This is a genomic window from Corynebacterium phoceense, assembly GCF_900092335.1.
Lineage (GTDB): Bacteria > Actinomycetota > Actinomycetes > Mycobacteriales > Mycobacteriaceae > Corynebacterium > Corynebacterium phoceense.
In genome coordinates, this window is sequence record NZ_LT596208.1 from 818974 (window position 1) to 841853 (window position 22880).

A 22880-nucleotide genomic window follows, 5' to 3' on the forward strand; every position below is an offset into this window, starting at 1 on the left:
ATGAGTCTAGAGACGAAAGAAGAACGCGTGAAACTCACCCCGACGCTGGCGGAAATTGGTGAAAAGCGGGTCATCGAGGCGATCACCTCGGTAGCACCAAGCTCCATCAATGGCGATGACGCGGCAGTCCTCCACACGCCCGTTCCCAACCGTCGCACGGTGGCGACCACGGACCTCCTCGTCGAGGGACGCCACTTCCGGCTCGACTGGTCCACGCCGGAAGAAGTGGGCCACAAGGCCATTGTCCAGAACTTCGCAGACATCGAGGCCATGGGCGCGCGTCCGGCCGCAGCCCTCCTCGGCCTTGCCGCGCCTGCCGACACGCCCATTTCCATCGTCCAAGGCATCGCGCGCGGCATCGCNACCGCCAGGCGCTCACGCTCGACCGCGCGCGCCCCGGCCAACAGGTCGTCGCGCACGGCAAGATTGGTTGGTCCGCTGCCGGCCTCGCGCTGCTCGAGCGCTTCGGCCGTGCGCTGCCCGAAGAGCATTCCGAGCTCTGGCCGCTCATCGACGCCCACTGCGCGCCGTGGATTACCCCCGGCCGCGGCCAAGTCGCCCGCGCCACCGGGGTGACGGCGATGACCGATAACTCGGATGGCCTCATCCCGGACCTCAGCACCATCGCCGCGCGCTCCGGGGTAAGCATCGACCTCTTCGCCGACGCCATCAAGCCGGATCCTCTGCTCGTTCAGGCCGGCGCGCTGCTGGGCCGCGACCCGCTCGAGTGGGTCCACGCCGGCGGCGAGGATCACACGCTGCTCGCCACGACGGCCAAGCCGGCCCCCAGCGGCTTTCGCGTCATCGGCGAGGTCGTGCGCGGCGAGAGTGTGACCGTCGACGGCCGACCGTCCCCCTATACGAAAGGCTGGGCCTCCTTCTAATGCACCCCACCTGGGAAAATATCCTTCACGACGTCCCGCGCCCCCACATCGACGGCGAGTTCCTGCCGCCCGCAGCTGACGTCTACCGCGCCTTCGACATGCCGCAGCCCGACGTCAAGGTGCTCATCGTCGGCCAGGACCCGTATCCCACGCCCGGCCACGCCATGGGTCTGGCATTCTCCACCGCAGCAGGCGTGAAACCCCCGCGCTCGCTCGTCAACATCTATAAGGAACTCTACGACGACCTCGGCATCGACGCGCCGCACGACGGGGATCTGACGAAGTGGACCGAGCAAGGCGTCCTGCTGCTCAACCGCGTGCTCACCACCGCGCCGGGTCAGGCGGGCGCGCACCGTCGCCAGGGCTGGGAGGCCGTGACCGAGGCCGCCATCCGCTCGCTCAACCGGAAGCCCATGGTCGCCATCCTCTGGGGCAAAGACGCCCAAGCCTGCGCGCGGTTTATCCCGGATGTCCCGCGCATCGAGTCGCCGCACCCGTCGCCGCTGTCCGCGCGCCGGGGCTTTTTCGGCTCACGGCCGTTCTCCCGTGCGAATCAACTTCTGGCGGACCAAGGTGCCGCCCCCGTGGACTGGCGCTTGTAAGATACGTGACTATGTCTCAACCGGAATCCTTAGACGCGGACGGCCTCTACCACTGGGCGCAGCGCGCCGTGGCGGAGCTCGCCCGGCACCGCGCCGATATCAACGCACTCAACGTGTTTCCGGTCCCGGACGCTGACACCGGCTCCAATATGGCGCACACCATGGAGGCTGCGCTCGCGCAGGCCGACCGTGGCGGTGACGTCGCCGNGCCCGCGTGCACATTCATACGACCGAGGCCGGACCGCTCGTCGAACTCGCGTTTGCGCGCGGCGCCGTGTCGAACCTGCGCCTGGAGGCGCTGCCGGGCGTGCCGGAGGGGGCATCGGAAAGCGTGGGGCGCACGGTGTGGGCTGCGGCTCCGGCCGGTCCCTTGGCCGAGCTCTTCGCGGGCGCGGGCGCAGAGGTCGTTGAACCCGGCCGCGCCGTCGAGGCGAACCCCGGCGATATCTTCCTGGTCAACGGCTCGAAGGGCGACGCCGGGGAAGCGCGCGTCGTGCCCACAGATTCCTACGTCGCGGGCATCGCGGCGCTGTCGGTCTACGATCCCACGAACGCGGACACCGATGCCGTGGTGTCGACCATGCGCGATGCGGCGCGGTCCATGCGGGTCGTGCGCCCGGCGGCGGTGACCTTTGATGCGCTCGTCGTGGCGACGCGCCGTCTGCTCGCCGAGGGCGGGGAACAGGTGACGATCCTCTCCGCGCGCGCCGTGGACGCGACGGCGCTAACATCGAAGCTCGGGGTGGAAGTCATGGCGCTCACGGCCCCGGGGATCGAAACGGAAATCGGAGTGGAGTAGGCACATGTTGGGGTGGCGTGACGACCGGCCGTTGGCAGACGTCTTGCCTGCGGAGGCCGTAAAAACCCTGCGGAAGTCCTTTAAGTTTTCCACGTGTGGCGACCTGCTCGCGCACTATCCGCGCACATACCTGCGCGGCTCGACGGATGTCGGGGCCGGCGGGGCCATCGAGGGCGAGTACGTCACCGTCACCGCGTCCGTCGTCAACGTCACTCAGTCCGAGACGCGCACGGGCAAGCGGGTTATCAACGTGGCGCTCGACAACGGCTTCCAGGCCGCGTTCTTCGGCCAAATGTGGGTCTTCCGCGTGCTGCGGCCGGGCGCGCGCGTGATCATCGCCGGCAAGCTGAAATTTTTCCGGCATACGCCGCAGTTGCAGAACCCCAAGTTCATGCTGCTGGGCAAGGATGCGAAGAAGGCCCAGGGGACGAAGGAGTTTCGGGAGCTGGCGATGTTCGGCTCGCTCGCCGAGCTGCTCGCGGACCGGCCGTGGATTCCCATCTACCCGGCGACGGACAAGGTGAGCTCGTGGTTCCTGCTCGGTGCCATTCACCAGGTGCTCGAGTCGCTGCCGGAGATCCCGGAGCCCCTCGACTACGAGGTGCCGCTGAGCTATGACCAGGCGCTGCGCCAGGTCCACGAGCCGCCCTTCGAGGGCCCGTATATGGCCATCCACCGCTTGAAGTACAACGAGNGGACGGCCTGCGCGCGGCGCTGCTGTCCTCGCTGCCGTTCGAGCTCACCCAGGGGCAGCGCGACGTGCTCGGCGAAATCTCGCACGATATCTCGCAAGTCTTCCCCATGCAACGCCTGCTCCAGGGCGAGGTCGGCTCGGGTAAGACGATGGTCGCGCTGCTTGCGATGCTTCAGGCCGCGGACTGCGGATACCAGTCCGCGCTGCTCGCGCCCACGGAGGTCCTGGCCGCGCAGCATTTCGCGTCGATTTTCGCGCAGGCTCCGGCGGGGGTCAACGTCGTGCTGCTTACCGGCTCGATGAAGACGGCGGCCAAGCGCCAGGCGTTGCTCGATATCGTCAGCGGCGAGGCCGACATCGTGATCGGAACGCACGCGATCATCCAGGACACCGTGGAGTTCTACGACCTGGGTCTCGTGGTCGTCGACGAGCAGCACCGTTTCGGCGTCGAGCAGCGCGACACGCTGCGCGGCAAGGCACAGCAGTATCCGCACATGCTCGTGATGACGGCGACGCCCATTCCGCGCACGATCGCCATGACGGTCTTTGGCGACCTGTCCGTCTCGACGCTGCGCGAGCTGCCCGGCGGACGCAAGCCCATCCAGTCCTTCGTCGTGCCGGAGTCCAACGAGGCGTGGGTCGCGCGCGGTTGGGCGCGCATCCGCGAGGAAGTCGCCAAGGGCCACCAGGCGTATATCGTGGCGCCGCGCATCGAGGAGGCCGGCGGCGTTAAAAAGCTCATGGAGGAACTTGAATTCGGGCCGCTGCGTGGGCTGCGCTTGGCGATGCTCCACGGCAAGATGTCCGATAAAGACGAGGTTATGGCCGCCTTCGCGCGCGGCGAGTACGACGTGCTCGTGGCCACGACCGTCATCGAGGTCGGCGTCGACGTGCCGAATGCGACCATCATGCTCATCCGCGAGTCCGAGAACTTCGGTGTCTCCCAGCTCCACCAGCTACGCGGCCGTGTGGGCCGTGGCGGCAACGCCTCGCTGTGTCTCTTCCACACGCTCGCCGCGCCCGGGTCGGCGTCGTTCCAGCGCGTGAACGCCATTGCTCAGACGAGCTCCGGCTTCGACTTGGCCGAGCTCGACCTCGCCAACCGCAAGGAGGGCGACATCCTGGGCACGCTGCAGTCCGGCGAGCACCGCACGCTGCGGTTGCTCAACCTGCTTACCGACGGCGAGACCATCTCGCGGGCCAGCTTCGACGCCACCGGGCTCGTGGCGCGCAACGAGCAGCTTGCGCGAGAACTCGTTGCGGAGCTCACGGAGGACGAGCAAGCGTATCTCGACAAGTCCTAGCGGAAGCCGTGCGCTAAGGTGTTACGCATGAATATTTGCGCGCCTTTTGCTGGTATCGTGCGCTACCACGTCGCCGCGGGCCAAGCCGTCGAGGCCGGGCAGGTCATCGCCACGGTCGAGGCCACGAAGCTTGAGTCTCCCGTCGCTACGCCTGGGCCCGGCGTCGTCACGTCCTTGGCACACGCGGACTTTGATGACGTCCATGGGGGAGACGTTCTGGCCGTCGTGGGGGCATTGGAAGCAGGTGCGGCATGACGCGCATTATCGCAGGCGAAGCGCGCGGACGCCGGCTCAAGGTGCCCGAGGAAGGCACCCGGCCGACCTCGGACCGTGCGCGCGAGGGCCTGTTTTCTTCGCTCACCATGCGCTGGGGCTTTGAGGGATCGCGCGTGCTCGACCTCTTTGCGGGCTCCGGCGCGTTGGGACTCGAGGCCGCCAGCCGCGGTGCCGACGAGGTCGTGCTCGTCGAGCAGTCTTCCGCTGCCGCCCGCGTCATCCGCCATAACATCGGGGTGGTCAAGCATCCAGGCGTGACGCTCAAGGAAATGAAGGTGGGCACGTATTTGGCGACGGCGCCGCGCGGGTACTTCGACATGGTGCTCGCGGACCCGCCCTATGCGTTTGATGACGTGGACGGGCTCGTGGCCGCCATTGAGCCGGTGCTTGAGGACCGCGCCATCGTGGTCATCGAGCGGCCCGTGGACTCGGCGCCGACGGTCTGGCCTGCCGGGTTTACGGAGACGGGCCAGAAGTTGAAGAAGCGCACGTTTGGTATCGCGCGCATGGATATGGCGATTTTCGACCGAAGCGAACTGGAGGCGAGCAATGACTAAGAAGGCCGTGTGCCCGGGGTCCTTTGACCCGATGACGATGGGGCACCTGGACATTTTCACCCGCGCGAGCCACCTCTTCGATGAGGTGACAGTGCTCGTGACAGGTAACCCGGATAAGCCGTCAGGGCTGTTCACGGTAGAGGAGCGCGTCGCGCTTATCCGCGAGGTCGTGCCGGAGAATATCAAGGTCGATTTCTGGTCGGGCTTGCTCGTGGACTACACCTCGGAGCACCACATCGACACGATCGTAAAGGGGCTGCGTTCCTCGCTCGACTACGAGTACGAGCTGCCCATGGCGCAGATGAACCGTCGTCTCACCGGCGTAGAGACCACTTTCTTGCTCACGGATGAGAAGTACGGCTACATCTCGTCCTCGCTGGCCAAGCAGGTCGCGCAGTTCGGCGGCGACGTCACCGGGCTCTTCCCAGAGCCCGTCCATCGAGCAGTCGTGGAAAAATTCGCGTAATGCTCGTCGCTCTGGGTGTTTTTGTCTCTATCTTCCTCGGCTCCTGTCTTCAGCGCGTGTCTGGCATGGGTATGGGACTCGTGGGCGGGCCGCTGCTCATGCTCTTGCTCGGTCCGGTGCACGGCATCATGGTCATTAACGTGTTGGCGTGTATCAACGCGGCGATGCTCACCTACACCGCGCGCGAACGCGTGGACTGGCGCAAGTCCGGTGCCATTGCCTCCGTCATGGTCTTTGGCTCCATCCCGGCGGCGTTCCTCATTCGCTCCATCGATACCGCACCGTTGCTCGTCATCGCGGGCGCGGCGCTGCTCATCGCGCTCGGCGTGGTGACCTTTGGCAAGAAGTATGTGCCGCACCTGCACGGCCTGGGTCCCATGCTTTCGGCCGGCGTGCTGGGCGGCTTTACGAATACGCTCGCGGGCATCGCGGGCCCCGTCATCACGGTCTACGCGCAGGCGGCGCGCTGGGAGCACTCCATGTACACGGCGACGCTTCAGCCCATCTTCATGGTCGGCGGCGCCATCTCTGTGACGGCAAAACTCGTCACGGGTGCGGGATCGCTCTCACACGCCTCGTGGCTCGTATGGCCGGCGGGCATCCTGGGCATGATTCTGGGCATCGCCATCGGCACGCGCCTGGCTGGGCGCATTCCGCGCGACAAGGCGCACATGCTCTCGCTCGCCGTGGCCGCAGCGGGTGCCGCCGTGGCGATGTTCCGTGGTGTGGGTCAGCTCTAGCTGTTCGCGAATTCCTCCTCGAGCAGTTGCCTTTCTTCTTCCACCCACGCCGCTCTAAGACCCCGCGACCATCCATCTCGTTGACGGCGTTGTGATAGTGGCACGCAATCGTAAGTTTCTCCGACTCGGTCAAGCCGCGTACCTCGTCTGCGATGTCGAGCCCCGGGCCAACAGGCTGGCCAGCTTCCCCATAATGGTCGTGCACCATACACTCAAACGAACGCAGTCCTCCGGCAAGCGGAGGACTGCACATTTTTGTGGAACCCAAAAGATACTGGGGCACAAGCTGCGCGAACGGGGTCGCGGCGGCGATAACTTTACAGCAGGGAGGACAGGAAAGACTTCGTGCGATCGTGCTGCGGGTGGTCGAAGACCTGTTCCGGAGTTCCGTGCTCGAGGACGCGGCCGCCGTCCATGAAGTAGACGGTATCGGCGACCTCGCGGGCAAAGCCCATCTCGTGAGTGACAACGAGCATGGTCATGCCGCCGGCGGCGAGGTCCTTCATGACACGCAGGACTTCGCCCACGAGCTCGGGATCGAGGGCAGAAGTCGGCTCGTCGAAGAGCATGAGCTTCGGATCCATGGCGACGGCGCGGGCAATAGCCACGCGCTGCTGCTGGCCGCCGGAGAGCTGGACGGGGTAGGCATCCGCCTTGTGGGCGAGGCCTACTTGGTCGAGGAGCTCCATGGCGCGCTTTGTGGCGGCATCGGCAGGCTGCTTTTTGACCTGGACGGGAGCCTCGATGATGTTCTCGAGGACCGTGCGGTGGCTAAAGAGGTTGAAGGACTGGAAGACCATGCCGATGTCCTGGCGCTGGCGGGCGGCTTCCTTCTCCGAGATCTCGTAGAGGACGCCGTCGCGCTCCTTGTAGCCGATGATCTCGCCGTCGATGTAGAGGCGGCCAGCGGTGACCTTCTCCAGGTGGTTGCAGCAGCGCAGGAAAGTGGACTTGCCGGAGCCGGAGGGGCCGAGGAGGACGGCAACTTCGCCGGGCTGGACGGTGAGATCGATGCCCTTCAAGACCTCGAGCTGGCCGAAGGCCTTGTGGACGTTAACCGCCTCAATCATGGGAGTAGTCATTTACTTGCCCTCCTGGGTGTCGGGGATGACGGAGATATTGCGGGGGATGGTGCCTTCGGCGTCGGCGAGGGAGGCCAGCTGGCGGGCAGTGAGCTCGCGGGTGGCGCCGCGCTCGAAGTAGCGCTCGAGGTAGTGCTGGCCAACCATGAGGATGGACGTGATGACCAGGTACCAGGTCGCGGCGACGAGGAGGAGCGGGATGGGCTCGAAAAGAGCGGCCGAGATATCCGTGGCGCGGCCAAAGATTTCGTGAGTGTAAGGGATGGCGACAACGAGAGATGATGTCTTGAGCAGAGAGATGAACTCGTTGCCGGTCGGCGGGATGATGATGCGCATGGCCTGGGGGAGGACGGTACGGCGCATGGTCATGGCCCAGCCCATGCCGAGGGCCTTGGAGGCTTCCTTCTGGCCCTCGGGGACGGAGGAGATGCCAGAGCGGACGATTTCGGACATGTACGCGGCCTCGTTAAGACCGAGGCCGAGGACGGCGAGTACAAAGGCGTTGGTCAGCACGCCCTCGAGGGAAATCTCGGCGAAGCCCAGGTTAATGGACTGGTAGAGCGCGGAGAGCAGGCCCCAGAAGACGAGCTGGACGTAGACTGGGGTGCCCCGGAAGATCCACAGGAAGACCCAGGCGACGGCGCTTAAAACCGGGTTGGGCGAGAGACGCAGGACGGCGAGGAGCACGCCGCCGACGACGCCGATGATCATCGCCAGCAAGGTAATGACGATAGTGTGCAGCGAGGCCACTGCGATGCGCGTGTCGAAGAGGTACTGGAAGTACGTGCCCCAACCGTAGGCCTCGTTGCGGGCAGCGTCGATGATAAACCACGCGGCGAGGACGACGAGGAGGACGGCGAAGCACACGCGCCACGGATGGCGCAGCGGGCGCGCCTCGATCTTTTCAGGAGCTGAATTAGGCATTGATCGGCCTTTCGTTAATCATGGCGTGCTCGACGAGTCCTTCGTCGATGCCCCATTGGTGGAGAATCTCGGCGTAGACGCCGGTGTCGATGAGATGTTGGAGAGCCGCTGCGGCGGCGGGGCCGAGCGAGGAGTCCTTGGGAACTGCGAAGCCGTAGGGGGCGGCATCGAAAATTTCGCCGGTGGTCTCCATCTTGCCGTCCGCACGGTTGACAGCCCAGGCGGCGACAGGGGAGTCGGCAGACAGGGCGTCGGCGCGGCCGGTGAGCACGGCGAGCGCCGCGTTGTCGGCCGTGTCGTAGGACAGGATGGTGATTTCGTCCTTGCCTTGCGCGAGGCATTCCTCGCTCTTCGGGCGAACGTCGTCGGTTTCGGAGACCGTCGTGCGCTGCACAGCGACGGTCAAGCCGCAGGCATTGTTGGGATCGACCGGATTATCCGGGCGTTGGACCCACTGGATGCCGGCGTAGAGGTGGTCGATGAAGTCGTAGTTCTTACGGCGTTCCTCGTTGTCCGTAAAACCGGAGCCGCCCATATCGGTCTGCCCGGAGGAAATGGCCGGCAGGATCATGGAGAAGTCCTGCTGCACCGGCTTGAATTCGAGGCCCATGGTTTGGGCCACGGCGCGGGCGAGATCCATCTCGAAGCCCACGATGTTGCCCTCGGAGTCCTTGAATTGGAAAGGCGCGAAGGGCGGGTTGGTGCCGACGGACAGGATGCCGTCAGAGTCGGAGACCATCGCGGCGATCTCGGGGACCGCCTTGACGTCGATCTGCTGCCAGCCGTCGGGGACGGCGGGCTCGACGTTGGTCACGCAGCCTGTCAGCGCGAAAGCGCTCAGCAGAACCGCGGCCAGCGGAAGCGTGTGTTTCATATGTGCAGCCCTTGTCGAAGCTCAAAGTGGAATCCGGCCGCAATGAATGAATTGCGGTGGGATGTATTATTTCCAAATTAGCACGGGGCTGCCGAAACTAAGGGATCAGGCGCATGATTTCGCCGACGATGGAGCCGACGACCACGAAACCGAGAAGCGCGAAGGCGCCGTCGACGAGCACCTGGAGGAATTTATTGGTGGCCTCGTTGTCCGTGGGCGAGACGTTTTCGTCGAGCCACTTGATGTAGGACGAGCCCTTGAGGTTGGACTCGCTGGAGGCGTCCGACTGGGATACCTGAGACGAGGATTGGTCAGCGGCGATGGCCTGCAGCGGGGCGAGGGTGACCGTGGCGGCGGTAGCGATGGCGACGAGAGTGCGGCGCATGGAAACTCCTTGGGGTAAAGCGTCTACAGTCTGGGTCTAACCCTAGCACCGGAGGAGGCGAACGTATGAGGACGTGGATCCTCGTTGCCCTGGGACTCGCCGCGCACGCGGCGCTGGCCGCGGGCGGATGGTTCTACTGGGACGACTTCACACTGCAGGCGCAGGCGCGTGAGACCGGCTGGTGGGAGCTCATGTGGACGCCGCATGACGGGCACCTTATGCCTGCGGGCAGGATCGTGGTCAAGGTGCTGGCGCACGCGGCGTATCTGTCGTGGCCGGCGGCGCTGGCGGCGTTGCTCGTTCTCCAGGCAGGAGCGGCGGTGGCGGTGTTCGCAGGGTTGCGCGAGGTCGTGCGGCTCACGGATGGTCCGACGTGGCGCGTCGATACGGGGCTCGCGGNGGACCAGCCCGCCCGCGCGTACGTGGCCAACCTGCGCGCGGCCGAGGGCCCGGTCCTCGACCAGGACGTGGATTGGAACGTGCTCAGCCCGGCGGTCGCGCCGTACAACACGGTGGCGGCCCTGGCTCCGGAGAAGGTGGCGCCGGCCGTCGAGCGACTCCAGCGCGTCCAGCCTGATGGGACGGTGAGGGAGGCGGAGATGTGGAATATGAGGGCATCGGAAAGCTCCTGCGCGGGGGAGCTGGCCCTCGATGGGCCCTTGATGGACCGCGAGTGGACGGTGCGTCTGAATTATCTCGCGCCTGCGGAGGGGGACATCGCGGTGGCGCTGGACGGCGCGGCCACGACCTTCACGGGGAAGGAGGGTCTGCACCAGGTGTATCTGCACGTCACCGGCGGCGGCTCAACCCTGCGGGTGAGCGCGCCGGCGGGCACGTGCTTCGGCGTGAGCCAGATTGGGCTTTAATTCTTCGCCATGCGGCGGTCGATGAGGATGAAAGCACCGACGATGGCGATACCCGCCGCCATGGCGAGCACAATGCTTCCGATGCCCGCATCCTGGCCTTCGCCGAAGGGCCACAGCGCGCGCAGGGAGCCGAGCATAAAGCCGGACATCGCCATCAGCGTCGGCGCGCGGTGGTTATCGAGCAGGTAATTGAGGAGCTTGACGAAGCCCGCGAGGCCGCACAACGCGCCCGCCATGAAGACAAGCAACGTGGGAATGTGGCGGTCCGAGACTGCGCCGATGATGGGGGCGTAGAGGCCCATCGTAAGCAGGATGAGCGAGCCGGATACGCCCGGCAGGATGAGCGCGCACACCGCGATGGCGGCGGCGAAGAAGACGATGATGAGGCTCGGGTCCTCGTGCGGGGCGGAGGTGAAGCCGGTGACGAAGAAAGTGGCGACGGCCGCGACGATGAGCGCAATCCAGCCCGAGGGCTTCTTCTTTTCTTCCGCGTCGAGCATGGACAGCGGCACGATAATGGAGATGGCGACCATGCCGAAGAAGAGCGCGTTGGACACCGACACCTGGGACTCGACGAAATTGTGGAGGATCGTGGAGAACCCAAAGACGGCGGCGAGCATGCCCACTGCGACCGAGATGAGGAAGCCCCACTCGATTTTCTTGAACTTGCACGAGAAAATGAAGTTGGCGTTGTGCAGGGCGCGCTCGTAGATGCCGACGATGAGCGCCACCGTGCCGCCCGAAATGCCCGGGACGAGCTCGGCCATGCCGATGAGAGCGCCGCGCACGGCGTTGAGTATGTAATGCATGCGCCTCAAGATATAGGGGACAGGTGCACGAAGGGGACTGCCGCGCGGGTGAGTACTGGTGAAACCACCAGGGCGATCTGAAATGCTGCGTCGCGCGGATCCGGTCAGCGCAACCGTGGAGGAGGCGCCGTCTGCTCGTCCTTTGCGTTGATGATAACCGAGCGTACACGGGCTGATATCTCTCCCCAGCGGTTCGCTGGCGGGAGGACTTCTTGGGACATTGAGTCGATTCGTGCGCTATGCATGCACAATCGCCGGCCAGAAATTTCTCTGACCGGCGATGATTGTGCCCCTGGTGAGACTCGAACTCACACTGAACGGGTTTTGAATCCGTTGCCTCTGCCAATTGGGCTACAGGGGCGCACGCGTTTGAAAACGCTGGAACATACTTTAGCGGAATCCGATCCTTGCGTCCTAATCGGTACACCCATCCGGCGGGCAGCAGCCCATGGGCTCTAGGATGGGCCAGGTGACTGACTCAACGACGCCTCGCCTTTTGCTCATCGACGGCCACTCCATGGCTTTCCGCGCGTTCTACGCGCTGCCGGCGGAGAACTTCTCTACGACTGGCGGCCAGCACACCAACGCGGTCTACGGATTTTTGTCCATGCTGGCCAATATCGTGGCCGAGGAGAAACCGGATTCTATGGCCGTGGCCTTCGACGTGGGACGCAAGACGTTCCGCACGGAGATGTTCCCGGAGTACAAGGCGCAGCGCGAGGCCGCGCCGGAGGAGTTCCGCGGCCAGGTTGAGCTCATCCGTGAGGTCCTGCAGACGCTGGGCATTACGACGCTCTCGCGCGAGAACTTTGAGGCCGACGACATCGTGGCCACGCTCGCAACGGAGGCGACGAACTACGACACACTCATCGTCACCGGCGACCGTGACTACCTGCAGCTCGTCAACGACACGACGACGGTGCTCTATCCTATGCGCGGCGTGTCGACGCTGCATCGCTTTACGCCCGCCGCGGTGGAGGAGAAGTACCAGCTCACCCCGGCGCAATACCCGGACTTCGCGGCGCTGCGCGGCGACCCGTCGGATAACCTGCCGGGCGTGCCTAAGGTCGGCGAGAAGACCGCCACCAAGTGGATCCTCCAGTACGGTTCGCTCGACGAGCTCGTCGCCCACGCGGATGAGATTAAGGGCGTGGCGGGCCAGAACTTCCGCGACCGCATCGAGCAGGTGAAGATGAACCGCACGCTCACGCAGATGATCACGGACATGGACCTTGAGGTCGGCCCGGACGATCTCGCATTTAGGGGCGCGGCTGTCGCCGAGGTCGCCGCGAAGTTCGATGAGCTCGAGTTCGGTACTAACCTGCGTGAGCGCGTGTTGGCCGCTATCCCCAACGACGGCGGCAGCGCGCCGGAGGCGCAGCCGGCCGACGCGCCGACAGTGACTGTGGATGAGCTCAACCCCGGCGAACTGGCCAGCTGGCTCACCGGCTCCGCCGGCGAGCGAAAGAGTGGAGTCGCCGTCTACCTCCAAGGCAACGGTCAGCCCGGTCGTGGCGATGCGTCGGCCCTTGCGCTCGTCGATGCGGAACATCACGGCATCCAGCTCGAGCTCGCGGACTTGGATGCCGCGGACGATAAGGCGCTCAAGGCCTGGCTTGAAGACGAAGAAGCGCAGAAGTATCTGCACGACTCCAAGGCGGCGTACCACATGCTGCTGGGCCGCGGCATTGAACTGGCGGGCGTCGCGCACGACACGGCGCTGGCCGCGTACCTGCTGCGCCCGGGTCAACGCACTTACGAGCTCTCGGACGTGTACCAGCGCCACCTGCAGCGCACGTTGGGCACGCCCAGCGATCAACTCTCGCTGCTAGAGGACACCTCGCTCGTCGATTCGGCGCTCGCCATCGCGGAGCTGGCCGTGGCGCTCACGGCGGACCTCGAGGAGATCGACTCGCTCGAACTCTACGCCGACCTCGAGCTGCCGCTCGCGGGCATCCTCGCGCGCATGGAGGCCACCGGCATCGCGGTGGACATGAGTCGCCTGGAGGACCAACTCGAGCTCTTTGCCGAGCAGGTCGCGCAGCAGGAGCAGGCCGCGCGCGAGATTGCTGAAGACGACAAGCTCAACCTCAATTCGCCCAAGCAGCTTCAGGTCGTCCTCTTCGAGACGCTCGATCTGCCGAAGACGAAGAAGACAAAGACCGGCTACTCCACGGCCGCGAAGGAAATCGAGCAGCTTGCCGCGGAGCACCCGCATCCGTTCCTCGACTACCTCCTCGCGCACCGCGAGTACCAAAAGCTCAAGGTCACCCTCGAGGGCCTTATCAAGACGGTGCAGCCGGACGGGCGCATTCACACGACGTTCAACCAGACAGTTGCCTCGACCGGTCGACTCTCGTCCGCCGAGCCGAACCTGCAGAATATCCCGGTGCGCACGGAGGCCGGTCGCAAGATTCGCTCCGCCTTCATCGTCGGCGAGGGCTACGAGACGCTGCTTACCGCGGACTATTCACAGATCGAGATGCGCGTCATGGCTCACCTGTCGGACGACCCGGGGCTCATCGAGGCTTACCGCGAGGGCGAGGACCTCCACAATTACGTCGGTTCGAAGGTCTTCGACGTCCCCGTCGACGAGGTCACGCCCGAGCTGCGCCGCCGCGTCAAGGCTATGTCCTATGGTCTCGTCTACGGTTTGTCCGCCTTCGGCCTGTCCCAGCAGCTGGGCATCCCGGCTGGCGAGGCGAGGACCATCATGGAGGCGTACTTCGACCGCTTCGGCGGCGTGAAGCGCTACCTCTCCGAGGTCGTCGAGCAGGCCCGCAAGGACGGCTACACCGCGACCATTTTCGGCCGCCGCCGTTACCTGCCGGAGCTCAACTCGGATAACCGCCTGGCCCGCGAGAACGCTGAGCGCGCCGCACTCAACGCGCCGATCCAGGGCACGGCGGCGGACATTATCAAGATCGCCATGATCCGCGTCGACCGTGAGCTGCGCGGCATGAAGTCCCGCGTGTTGCTGCAGGTTCACGACGAATTGGTCGTCGAGGTCGCGTCGGGCGAGCGCGACGAGGTCAAGGCCATCCTCGAGCGCGAGATGGATTCCGCCATCGAGCTCAAGGTTCCGCTCGAGGTCTCCACCGGCGAGGGCACGGACTGGGATGCCGCAGGCCACTAACCGCGCGCTCGGCCGCGCCCGCCTCGCCACCCAAGGCCTGAGCACTCGCCGTTGGGCCTCGCCTGCCGATGCCGCCTCCGCCTTCGGTCTCATGCAAGGCCAAGACGTCGCCTCGGCGTTGCTCTCGCTGGAGCTGCGTGGCGGTCAGCTCACCGATGCGGACTGGGCCGAGCTGGTGCGCGGTTATCCCATGCGCAACACGTTGTTCGTGGGGACGCGCGCGGACATGGGCTGGATGACGGACCTCTGCGCGCGGCCGTTCAAGGAACACGTCGGGCAATTCCGCGACGTCCTCGAAGAGATTCCAGAATCCGGTTTTAGCCGCGCCGAGTTTAAGGCCCTGGCCACGCGCCTTCATCCGGAGCTGCCGCAGTACCGGGTGCTGCGCACGCTCATGGAGGAAAACCTCGTCTATTACACGGGGCGGGAGCAGCTCGTCACGCGGTTGCGCCTGCCGGGTCTCGCCGAGGTCTTCGGCGAGACGGAGGCCGCGCGCCGGGCGGCCGTCACGGAGCTCGCCACGCGCTACTTCCGGACGCATGCGCCGGCGACGCTCGATGACTTCGCGTGGTGGTCGAAGCTACCCAAGCGCACCATCGCCGCGGCCGCGCGCGACCTGCCGGATGACCTCGAAGTGCGTGATGGTCAGGTCATCGCCCTTGACGCGCCCGCACCCACTCCGCGCACGGCCTTCCTTCTCGGTGGTTTCGACGAATACATCCTTGGCTACCAGGACCGTCTCTTCGCGATGGACGTGCAGACTCACGAGGTCCTCGTGCCCGGCAACCGCGGGGTGTTCCGTCGGCCCGTCGTCGTCGACGGCCAGGTGCGCGGCATGTGGACGAAGGCAGGCATCGAGGACCGTGGCATCCCGGCTTACGCGCAGCCGAAGCTCCGCCGCGCCTTTAAAGCACTCTAGGAGTGTCGTTCGACCATCGCGCCCGCGAGCAGGTCGAAGGGAGTCTGGCCCACGGCAAGCACGCTGAGCGCCAGGACCGCGACAATGATCTCGGTCGTGTACTGCGCCCAGCCCGCGCCGGTGAGGGTGAGCAGCGGCAGGAGGAGGTATGCGTTGCGCAGCGCCGCGCCCACGACGCCGCGGCGTGTTGCGAGGATCTCGAGTCGCAGAGACCACTTGCCTAGCGAGGTGTTCTTCCACCCCTCGAGGCCTACGCGGTAGGCGAAGAAGACCAGGGGAGTGAGCAGCGCCTCGACGTTGAAGGCCGGGTCGGCGAGTGCAAGCCAGGCCGCGCGCACCGCGATGACAACGACGGCGACGAGGAGGCCGTCGATCCACCACGCCAGTCCGCGGCGCACGAGCAAGAGGGCATTATCACGCATGGTGGATAAGCCTAGCGTTTCTCGTTCACGCAGCAGAAGATGGCGGTTCCGGGGAAGATCTCCCCGCGCAGCGGCGACCACTGGCCCCACGTCGTGGTGAGATCCTCGGGCCACTCCGGCTCGATGAGGTCCACGATGCGGAACGGCCCGTCGGTCTGGAGGGCACGCAGCCACTGGCCCATGGTGCGGTGGAACTCGGCGTAGGTGAGCTCGCCGTCGGGCGAGTGCTCGAGGTAGGCGCCGTCGAAGTAACTCATCTCGGCGGTAAGCGCCTGCGGGTCGTCCGGGAAAATCCAACGCATGGGGTGGGGGACTGCGGCGACGAAGCGGCCTGCGGGGCGCAGGACGCGGGCGGCATCGGCAAGCGCAGCGTCGAGATTTTCAATAAAGGGGAGCGCGCCGAAGGCGGAGAAGACAACGTCGAAGGTGTTGTCGGCGAAGGGGAGGACGAGCCCGTCGGCCTGGACGAGGGGAGCGCCTTCCGGGGCACGGTCCAACATGGCGCGCGAGATATCCATGCCGATGGCGTAGGCGCCCTCGCCACGCAACCATGCGGTACACGGCGCGGAACCGCAGCCGAGCTCCAGGACGCGCTTGCCTCGGACGTCGCCTAACAGGTGGGCGTCGCGCTCGTGCAGCATCTCCGGGCACCAATAGAAACTTGAGAGATACTCAGGATGTTCCGAGTGGTATCGGGCGGCGTCCTGGTCCCAAAATGTCCGATTTGCCTGCGATGGCGTCCGAATAGGCATTGTTTCTCCGATTGTTATTGTCGCGAGCCGCGCTGGCCGCGCGTAGCGTCGATTGTGTGCGGTGGGCGCGTCACCATTGTGTAGTGAGCTGCGAGTATGTAAGATGTTAAAGGCGTGTCTATGCCGCGCGCGCTTCCCGGCTACCGTAGGAGAGTCTCGAAGGGTGCAGCGACGGGATCAAAACCATCCTCCAACTAGTGCAGCTTTGCGCTGGTCGCGGGACGTTTTGAGATGACACGTAAATGTCCATTTACGACCTCCTACACCACATTCGGAGCATTTCTTACATGCCTACTTCTAACACCCCTCAGGTTGCGATCAACGATATCGGAACCGCTGAGGACTTCCTCGCCGCCGTCGACGCGACCATCAAGTACTTCAACGATGGTGACATCGTTGAGGGCACCGTCGTCAAGGTCGACCACGACGAGGTTCTGCTTGACATCGGATACAAGACCGAGGGCGTTATCCCGTCCCGCGAGCTGTCCATCAAGCACGACGTTGACCCGGACGAGGTCGTCGAGGTCGGTGACACCATCGACGCACTTGTTCTTACCAAGGAGGACAAGGAAGGCCGCCTGATCCTGTCCAAGAAGCGTGCTCAGTACGAGCGTGCCTGGGGCGCTATCGAGGATCTGCAGGCCAAGGACGAGCCGGTTACCGGTACCGTCATCGAGGTCGTCAAGGGCGGCCTCATCCTCGACATCGGCCTGCGCGGCTTCCTGCCGGCATCGCTCGTCGAGATGCGTCGCGTCCGCGACCTGGAGCCGTACATCGGCCAGGAGCTGGAAGCCAAGATCATCGAGCTCGACAAGCAGCGTAACAACGTTGTTCTGTCCCGCCGTGCATACCTCGAGCAGACCCAGTCTGAGGTCCGCTCCGAGTTCCTGCACCAGCTGCAGAAGGGCCAGGTCCGCAAGGGCGTCGTGTCCTCCATCGTCAACTTCGGCGCCTTCGTCGATCTCGGCGGTGTCGACGGCCTGGTTCACGTTTCCGAGCTGTCCTGGAAGCACATCGACCACCCGTCTGAGGTCGTCACCGTTGGCGACGAGGTCACTGTTGAGGTTCTCGACGTCGATCTCGACCGCGAGCGCGTCTCCCTGTCCCTGAAGGCTACCCAGGAAGATCCGTGGCGCGTCTTCGCCCGCACCCACGCTGTGGGCCAGATCGTCCCGGGCAAGGTCACCAAGCTCGTTCCGTTCGGTGCGTTCGTTCGCGTCGAAGAGGGCATCGAGGGCCTCGTTCACATCTCCGAGCTGGCTCAGCGCCACGTGGAGGTTCCGGACCAGGTCGTCACCGTTGGTCAGGAAGTCATGGTCAAGGTCATCGACATCGATCTCGAGCGTCGTCGTATCTCCCTGTCTGTTAAGCAGGCAGACGAAGACTACACCGACGAGTTCGATCCGTCGAAGTACGGCATGGCCGACTCCTACGACGAGCAGGGCAACTACGTCTTCCCCGAGGGCTTCGATCCGGAGACCAACGAGTGGAAGGAAGGCTTCGACGAGCAGCGTCAGGCTTGGGAGGCTCGCTACGCCGAGTCCGAGCGTCGCTTCAACCTGCACACCGCTCAGATCGAGCGCAACCGTGCAGCTGCCGCCGAGGCTGCCCAGCAGTCCGAGGCTTCGAACTACTCCTCCGAGTCCGCCGATGCAGCTCCGGCATCGAACGACAACGAGACTCACGGTTCGCTGGCTTCCGATGAGCAGCTCGCTGCTCTGCGCGACAAGCTCGCTGGCAACTAAAGGCTTTACGCCTTTCGCTCGTGCCGGTGTCTAACGCACCGTGCATGAACGAGGCCGCCGTCTGATTGAGGAATCAATCAGGCGGCGGCCTTCGCGCGTCTTGCTATGGCTCGCCACGCGTGAGAAATGCAACGCGCTGCTGTGATCTTTAAGACGCCCACGCGGGGCATAGGCACGTTTGTTCAATAGTGACCTTGCCTTTTGTCTCTGTTAAGCGTGCGTTAAGGCACAATCGGGCGTCTACGGTCTTTTGATCATGCCCGGATTAGAGTAATCTTCACAATGATATAGCCGCACACTGAGTGGTTATCACCATACGTCTCAATGAAGAGGAGTACGCCGTGGCATCGACCAAAGATACCGCGCAGCACATCATCAAAAATATTGGTGGCGCTGACAACATTACGTCTCTGACGCACTGCGCAACGCGCTTGCGTTTTCAGCTTGCTGACCCATCCAAGATTGACGAGAAGACTCTCGAATCTGACAAAGCCGTTCTCGGCACCGTGCACCAAGGCGAGCACGGATACCAGGTCGTCATGGGCGGCGGCGTCGCTGACTACTATCGGGCAATCATTAAGGAGCCAGGCGTCGATCCGTCGGGCGAGCACAAGGGCAACGCACGCGGCCCGAAGATCGGTGCCGACGGCAAGAAGGAGTACGGCGGCATCCGCAAGACCGGGTGGGTCGACTACTGCTTCGAGTTCCTGTCTGACACCTTCCGCCCCATCCTGTGGGCGCTGCTCGGTGCCTCGCTGATTATCACCTTGCTCATTCTGGCCGATACTTTCGGCCTGCAGGACTTCCGCGCCGACATGGAAGACCAGCCGGCGGGCTACCAGCTCATGCATGCGATGTGGAGGTCAGTCTTCTACTTCCTGCCCATCATGATTGGCGCCACGGCGTCGAAGAAGCTGGGCGCGAACGAGTGGGTTGGCGCTGCTATTCCGGCCGCGTTGCTCACCCCGGAATTCATGGGTCTGTCCAATATCGCAGAGACGACCACGTTCCTGGGTGGCGACGCACAGAAGGTCGAGATCTTCGGCCTGCCGCTCATTCTCAACGACTACTCGTCCCAGGTCTTCCCGCCGCTGCTCGCTGCTATCGGTCTGTATTGGGTGGAAAAGGGCCTGAAGAAGATCATCCCGAGCTCTCTGCACATGGTGTTCGTGCCGTTCTTCTCCCTGCTCATCATGATCCCGCTCACGGCCTTCCTGCTCGGCCCGTTCGGCATTGGTATCGGCAACGGCATCTCCAACTTCCTGGCCGCCGTCAATAATTTCTCGCCGTTCGTCCTCGCTATCGTCATTCCGCTGCTGTACCCGTTCCTCGTCCCGCTTGGCCTGCACTGGCCGCTCAACGCGATTATGGTGCAAAACCTCGCCACGCTGGGTTACGACTTCATTCAGGGGCCGATGGGTGCCTGGAACTTTGCCTGCTTCGGTCTCGTCGCCGGCGTCCTCGTTGTCTCCATCAAGGAGCACAACAAGGCCATGCGCCAGGTCGCCACGGGTGGCCTCGCCGCAGGTCTGCTTGGTGGTGTTTCCGAGCCGTCCCTGTACGGTATCGTTCTGCGCTTTAAGAAGACCTACCCGCGCTTGCTGCCGGGCTGCTTCGCTGGCGGTGTCGTCATGGGTATCTTCAACATTAAGGCCAACGCCTTCGTCTTTACCTCGCTGCTTACTATCCCGGCCATGACCCCGGCTCTGGGTTACCTGCTCGGTGTCGCCGTCGCATTCTTCGTGTCCTTCTTCCTCGTCCTCTTCTTCGACTACCGTTCCCCGGAGGAGCGCGACGAAATCCGCGCCCAGATTGCGGCCGAGCGCGAGGCTGAGGGCAAGGAGCCGGTCGAGGTTCTCACTCCGGCTGCCGATGCCGCCCCTGCCGCAGCCGCCCCGGCCGCCGTAGCCGTTGCCGCTCCGGCTTCCGAGGCCATCAATCTCGACTCGCCGCTCGAAGGCGAAGCTGTAGAACTGTCCGAGGTTCCGGACCCAATTTTTGCTGGCGCCAAGCTCGGCGAGGGCATGGCCATCAAGCCGACCGGCAACACGGTCTACGCTCCGGCTGACGGCAAGATCCTCACGGTCCAGAAGTCTGGCCACGCGGTCGGCCTGAGCCTCGATAGCGGCGTCCAGCTGCTCATCCACGTCGGTCTCGACACCGTCGAGCTGGCCGGCGAGGGCTTTACCGTCCACGTCGAGAAGAAGCAGCGCGTCTCTGCAGGCGACAAACTCATCACCTTCGACCATGAGTTCATCGAGTCCAAGGGCTACAACCTCATCACCCCGGTTGTCGTCACGAATACCTCCAAGTTCTTCTCCATCGAGGGCAAGGCCGGCGCGGTGACCCCGTCTGACCAGCTGCTCACGGTCACGCCGAAGGCAAAGTCCGAAGAGTAATCAGCTCGCTTCGCCGCCGCGCTCGTCGCGGCGGCGTTCGCGTTTTTCCTGCCGGTGGCCCGCAGCTGTCGTAGGCTTGAACACCATGAAGCTCATTGGACTCACTGGCGGTATTGGCAGCGGCAAGTCGACGGTCGCGAGGCTGCTCGCGGAACGCGGGTGGAGCGTCGTGGACGCTGACCAGATAGCGCGCGAGATCGTGGAACCGGGGGAGCCGGCCCTCGCGGAACTCGTGGAGGCCTTCGGTGCAGACATCCTCGACGAGGCGGGCACGCTTCAGCGTGCCGAGCTCGCCCGCCGCGCCTTCGTCGACGCTGAGCACACTGCGAAACTCAACGCTATTACCCACCCGCGCATCCAGGAGCGCACACAGGAGCGCTTCGCCGAGGCGCGCGTCGCCGGCGTGGAGTACTGCGTCTACGATATGCCGCTGCTCGTGGACAATGGGCTCGATAGGGACTTGGACGAGGTCCTTGTGGTCAACGTCGACGTGGAGGAGCGCGTGCGGCGTCTCGTCGCCCACCGCGGACTCGACGAGGCCGACGCCCGCCGCCGCATCGCGCAGCAGGTGCCCGACGAGGTGCGCCTGGCCGCGGCGACCTACGTCATCGACAACAACGGCGTGCTCGAGGACTTGGCACTCCAGGTCGATCGCGTCGCCGCCGCCATCGAGAAGGCCGAGTAACGCACCCGCATTGCTGCCCGACGAGTCTCGCTGCCGCGGCCGATCCTTGTCCCCTCCGCTGCGAAAAATGCGGCAACCGCGCGCCTCAGTCCGAGGACCGGCGGCGTGCGGTGTGCGCGTGAAGAAGCGAAGAAAGGCTACTTGCCTTCAGCGACGACGTCGCCGACGACCTTGACGCTGATATCCGCCGATGGGTTGTTCACGGCGTAATCGAGGTCGGTACGCATGACGTAGGTGTTGTAGTCGCCCCACGTCGACAGGACGTAGTAGAGGTTCTGGTCGTCGAGCTTCGGCAGAATGAAACCGCCGTAGAGCTGCGGGACATCGTGGCCGGAGATGAGCTCACGCGGCGCGGACCATTCGCCCTCGGGCGTATCGGCGGTGCGCATGACGAGTGCGTACTTGGCGGAGTCTAAGTACAGCGCCACGTACTTGTTGATGTACTTGTTGTAGACAACGGACATCTCGCCGAGCTTGCCAGGGTTCGAAGGACCGAAGACCGGCTCCAGGTCGCGGCGATCGGAGCTCCAGCTGTGGCCGTCCCAGTACTCGAAAGCAGACTCGGACGGGAACTCGCTTTCCTTGGCGCGGGAGAGATACGCGGTGCCCGCGCGGCCGTTCGGGGTGGAGTAGCGGTAGACGTAGCCGTCCTTGTCCGGGGTCTGGAGGAACGCGGACATCTGGAGCTTCTCGTTGCCGGTGTCGTAGCCCTTGCGGCCCGGCAGGATGATGTCGTTTGTGGCGTGCTCGTTGACGCGGGTGGAGTCACCGACGACGGACCAGGTGCGGCCGTCGTCCGTGGATTTCATGGTCGCAGCGTAGTTGGTGACCCACGGTGCATCTTTCGGCCATTTCTTGACGGACATGTAGTCGATGTAGTGGGTGCCGTTGATTTCGATGCCGGCGGTGGGGATGGTGGTGTGCTCGACGCCTGGGTTCTTCTCCGAGGAGATGAACTCGCGGGCCGTGCCGGAGCTCTGCCAGCCGTCGGAGGTGAGCGCCTGGTGGAGGCTCACGCCGTCGCCGTAGTTGAAGTCGCGGGTGCGCAGCAAGACATTGGAGCGCCAGCCGTTGCCCGAGCCGCTGCAGGAGAAGGTGTCGCCAAAGGCGAGGTACATGCGCGGCGTATTTTCTTCCGAGTCATCGAGGTAGGCGATGCCCAAGTCCGTGCTTGTGATACCCCACTTGCGGTCCGTGCGGTCCGGAGAGGAGGGGCCGGTGAGGAAGTGCATGGAGCGCGTTGGGCCCTCAGCCGTGATGAGCTGCTTGGCGACGCCCGTGGACGTTGCTTGCTTGACGGCGTCGGCCTGGGCGGGGCTGAGCGAGGAACCGCCGAAAGAGGAGCCGGCGAAGGAACCGAGGAGATCGGCAGCAGCATTGGCCTTGGGGCTTCCCACCTGGGAGGTGGACTGGGACGTGCACTGCTCCGCCTGCGCGACCGGAGTGGGTGCAAGGGTAGTAAACGGCAAGATGGCAATCGCTGCCGCGGTCGTAGACAGCTTGAGGAGAGAGGACTTCTTCATGGAGCCTTAGTCTAAACGTTTTGCGGCGCGAATGTTC

Annotated in this window: 19 protein-coding genes, 1 tRNA gene and 3 pseudogenes; 14 read left to right on the forward strand and 9 right to left on the reverse strand. The window is 64.5% G+C overall.

All coding sequences use genetic code 11. The features are described from left to right. The 9 genes and pseudogenes from BN9444_RS07975 (at window position 1) to BN9444_RS08010 (ending at window position 6322) form a co-directional block, all read left to right on the forward strand. A pseudogene (locus BN9444_RS07975) lies at window positions 1-884 on the forward strand (AIR synthase related protein). Then, window positions 884-1486: a uracil-DNA glycosylase gene (locus BN9444_RS07980; RefSeq protein WP_066484584.1), complete on the forward strand. Its 603-nt coding sequence runs from the start codon at window positions 884-886 to the stop codon at window positions 1484-1486. The pseudogene BN9444_RS07975 and the gene BN9444_RS07980 overlap by 1 nt, the downstream one beginning before the upstream one ends. 11 nt (window positions 1487-1497) lie before the next feature. After that, window positions 1498-1692: pseudogene (locus BN9444_RS15565) on the forward strand (DAK2 domain-containing protein); the annotation flags it as partial. Window positions 1693-1700: 8 nt separating this feature from the next. Then, window positions 1701-2285 carry a hypothetical protein gene (locus tag BN9444_RS07985; RefSeq protein ID WP_068801737.1) on the forward strand — a complete coding sequence of 195 codons (585 nt, stop codon included), beginning with the start codon at window positions 1701-1703 and terminating at the stop codon, window positions 2283-2285. A 4-nt stretch (window positions 2286-2289) separates the two neighbouring features. Then, window positions 2290-4283, forward strand: a pseudogene (locus BN9444_RS07990) (ATP-dependent DNA helicase RecG). A 27-nt stretch (window positions 4284-4310) separates the two neighbouring features. Then, window positions 4311-4538, forward strand: coding sequence for an acyl-CoA carboxylase biotin carboxyl carrier protein subunit (locus BN9444_RS07995; RefSeq protein ID WP_066484565.1), 228 nt, complete (start codon window positions 4311-4313; stop codon window positions 4536-4538). Beyond that, entirely contained in the window at window positions 4535-5116 is a 582-nt protein-coding gene (gene rsmD / locus BN9444_RS08000; RefSeq protein ID WP_066484562.1) for a 16S rRNA (guanine(966)-N(2))-methyltransferase RsmD, read from the forward strand. Before BN9444_RS07995 ends, rsmD begins: the two co-directional genes overlap by 4 nt. Continuing rightward, a complete protein-coding gene (gene coaD, locus BN9444_RS08005) occupies window positions 5109-5582 on the forward strand; it encodes a pantetheine-phosphate adenylyltransferase (protein WP_066484558.1) in 474 nt (157 codons plus the stop codon). Before rsmD ends, coaD begins: the two co-directional genes overlap by 8 nt. Next, entirely contained in the window at window positions 5582-6322 is a 741-nt protein-coding gene (locus BN9444_RS08010; RefSeq protein ID WP_068801738.1) for a sulfite exporter TauE/SafE family protein, read from the forward strand. Before coaD ends, BN9444_RS08010 begins: the two co-directional genes overlap by 1 nt. A gap of 317 nt (window positions 6323-6639) precedes the next feature. On the opposite strand, the gene BN9444_RS08015 is transcribed toward BN9444_RS08010, so the two are convergent. From BN9444_RS08015 to BN9444_RS08045, 6 genes are all read right to left on the reverse strand, one after another. Next, a complete protein-coding gene (locus tag BN9444_RS08015) occupies window positions 6640-7404 on the reverse strand; it encodes an amino acid ABC transporter ATP-binding protein (protein WP_066484552.1) in 765 nt (254 codons plus the stop codon). Continuing rightward, window positions 7405-8328 carry an amino acid ABC transporter permease gene (locus BN9444_RS08020; RefSeq protein ID WP_068801739.1) on the reverse strand — a complete coding sequence of 308 codons (924 nt, stop codon included), beginning with the start codon at window positions 8326-8328 and terminating at the stop codon, window positions 7405-7407. Next, on the reverse strand, window positions 8321-9202 hold the full coding sequence (locus BN9444_RS08025; RefSeq protein WP_068801740.1) for an ABC transporter substrate-binding protein: 882 nt from the start codon (window positions 9200-9202) through the stop codon (window positions 8321-8323). The genes BN9444_RS08020 and BN9444_RS08025 overlap by 8 nt, the downstream gene beginning before the upstream one ends. Before the next feature lie 97 nt (window positions 9203-9299). Then, a complete protein-coding gene (locus BN9444_RS08030) occupies window positions 9300-9587 on the reverse strand; it encodes a hypothetical protein (RefSeq protein ID WP_066484536.1) in 288 nt (95 codons plus the stop codon). Between the two features lie 862 nt (window positions 9588-10449). Further along, entirely contained in the window at window positions 10450-11262 is an 813-nt protein-coding gene (locus tag BN9444_RS08040) for a DUF368 domain-containing protein (protein ID WP_068801742.1), read from the reverse strand. 287 nt (window positions 11263-11549) lie between these two features. Then, a tRNA-Leu gene (locus tag BN9444_RS08045) sits at window positions 11550-11623 on the reverse strand. A gap of 99 nt (window positions 11624-11722) precedes the next feature. Between BN9444_RS08045 and polA the strand changes: the two genes are divergently transcribed. Further along, window positions 11723-14398 (forward strand): DNA polymerase I, encoded by a 2676-nt coding sequence (gene polA / locus BN9444_RS08050; protein WP_066484518.1) that lies wholly within the window; start codon window positions 11723-11725, stop codon window positions 14396-14398. Next, the gene (locus tag BN9444_RS08055; RefSeq protein ID WP_066484515.1) at window positions 14382-15317 is read left to right on the forward strand and encodes a DNA glycosylase AlkZ-like family protein; all 936 of its coding nucleotides are present in this window, start codon (window positions 14382-14384) and stop codon (window positions 15315-15317) included. The genes polA and BN9444_RS08055 overlap by 17 nt, the downstream gene beginning before the upstream one ends. Here the strand turns inward: BN9444_RS08055 and BN9444_RS08060 are convergent. Then, window positions 15314-15739, reverse strand: a complete 426-nt coding sequence (locus BN9444_RS08060) for an RDD family protein (RefSeq protein WP_066484507.1) — start codon at window positions 15737-15739, stop codon at window positions 15314-15316. The genes BN9444_RS08055 and BN9444_RS08060 overlap by 4 nt on opposite strands. Window positions 15740-15750: 11 nt before the next feature. Next, complete coding sequence (locus BN9444_RS08065; protein ID WP_066484504.1) at window positions 15751-16491, reverse strand: class I SAM-dependent methyltransferase; 741 nt, start codon at window positions 16489-16491, stop codon at window positions 15751-15753. Window positions 16492-16778: 287 nt separating this feature from the next. Here BN9444_RS08065 and rpsA point away from each other — a divergent pair, with 287 nt between their 5' ends. The 3 genes from rpsA to coaE all read left to right on the forward strand — a co-directional run bounded on the left by rpsA (window position 16779) and on the right by coaE (window position 21320). Continuing rightward, window positions 16779-18236 carry a 30S ribosomal protein S1 gene (gene rpsA / locus BN9444_RS08070; RefSeq protein WP_066484734.1) on the forward strand — a complete coding sequence of 486 codons (1458 nt, stop codon included), beginning with the start codon at window positions 16779-16781 and terminating at the stop codon, window positions 18234-18236. 341 nt (window positions 18237-18577) lie between these two features. Beyond that, the gene (locus tag BN9444_RS08075; protein WP_068802175.1) at window positions 18578-20635 is read left to right on the forward strand and encodes a glucose PTS transporter subunit IIA; all 2058 of its coding nucleotides are present in this window, start codon (window positions 18578-18580) and stop codon (window positions 20633-20635) included. Between the two features lie 85 nt (window positions 20636-20720). Beyond that, a complete protein-coding gene (gene coaE, locus BN9444_RS08080) occupies window positions 20721-21320 on the forward strand; it encodes a dephospho-CoA kinase (RefSeq protein WP_068801743.1) in 600 nt (199 codons plus the stop codon). Window positions 21321-21457: 137 nt separating this feature from the next. On the opposite strand, the gene BN9444_RS08085 is transcribed toward coaE, so the two are convergent. Beyond that, a complete protein-coding gene (locus BN9444_RS08085; protein WP_066484499.1) occupies window positions 21458-22843 on the reverse strand; it encodes a DUF4185 domain-containing protein in 1386 nt (461 codons plus the stop codon). Window positions 22844-22880: the final 37 nt, after the last annotated feature.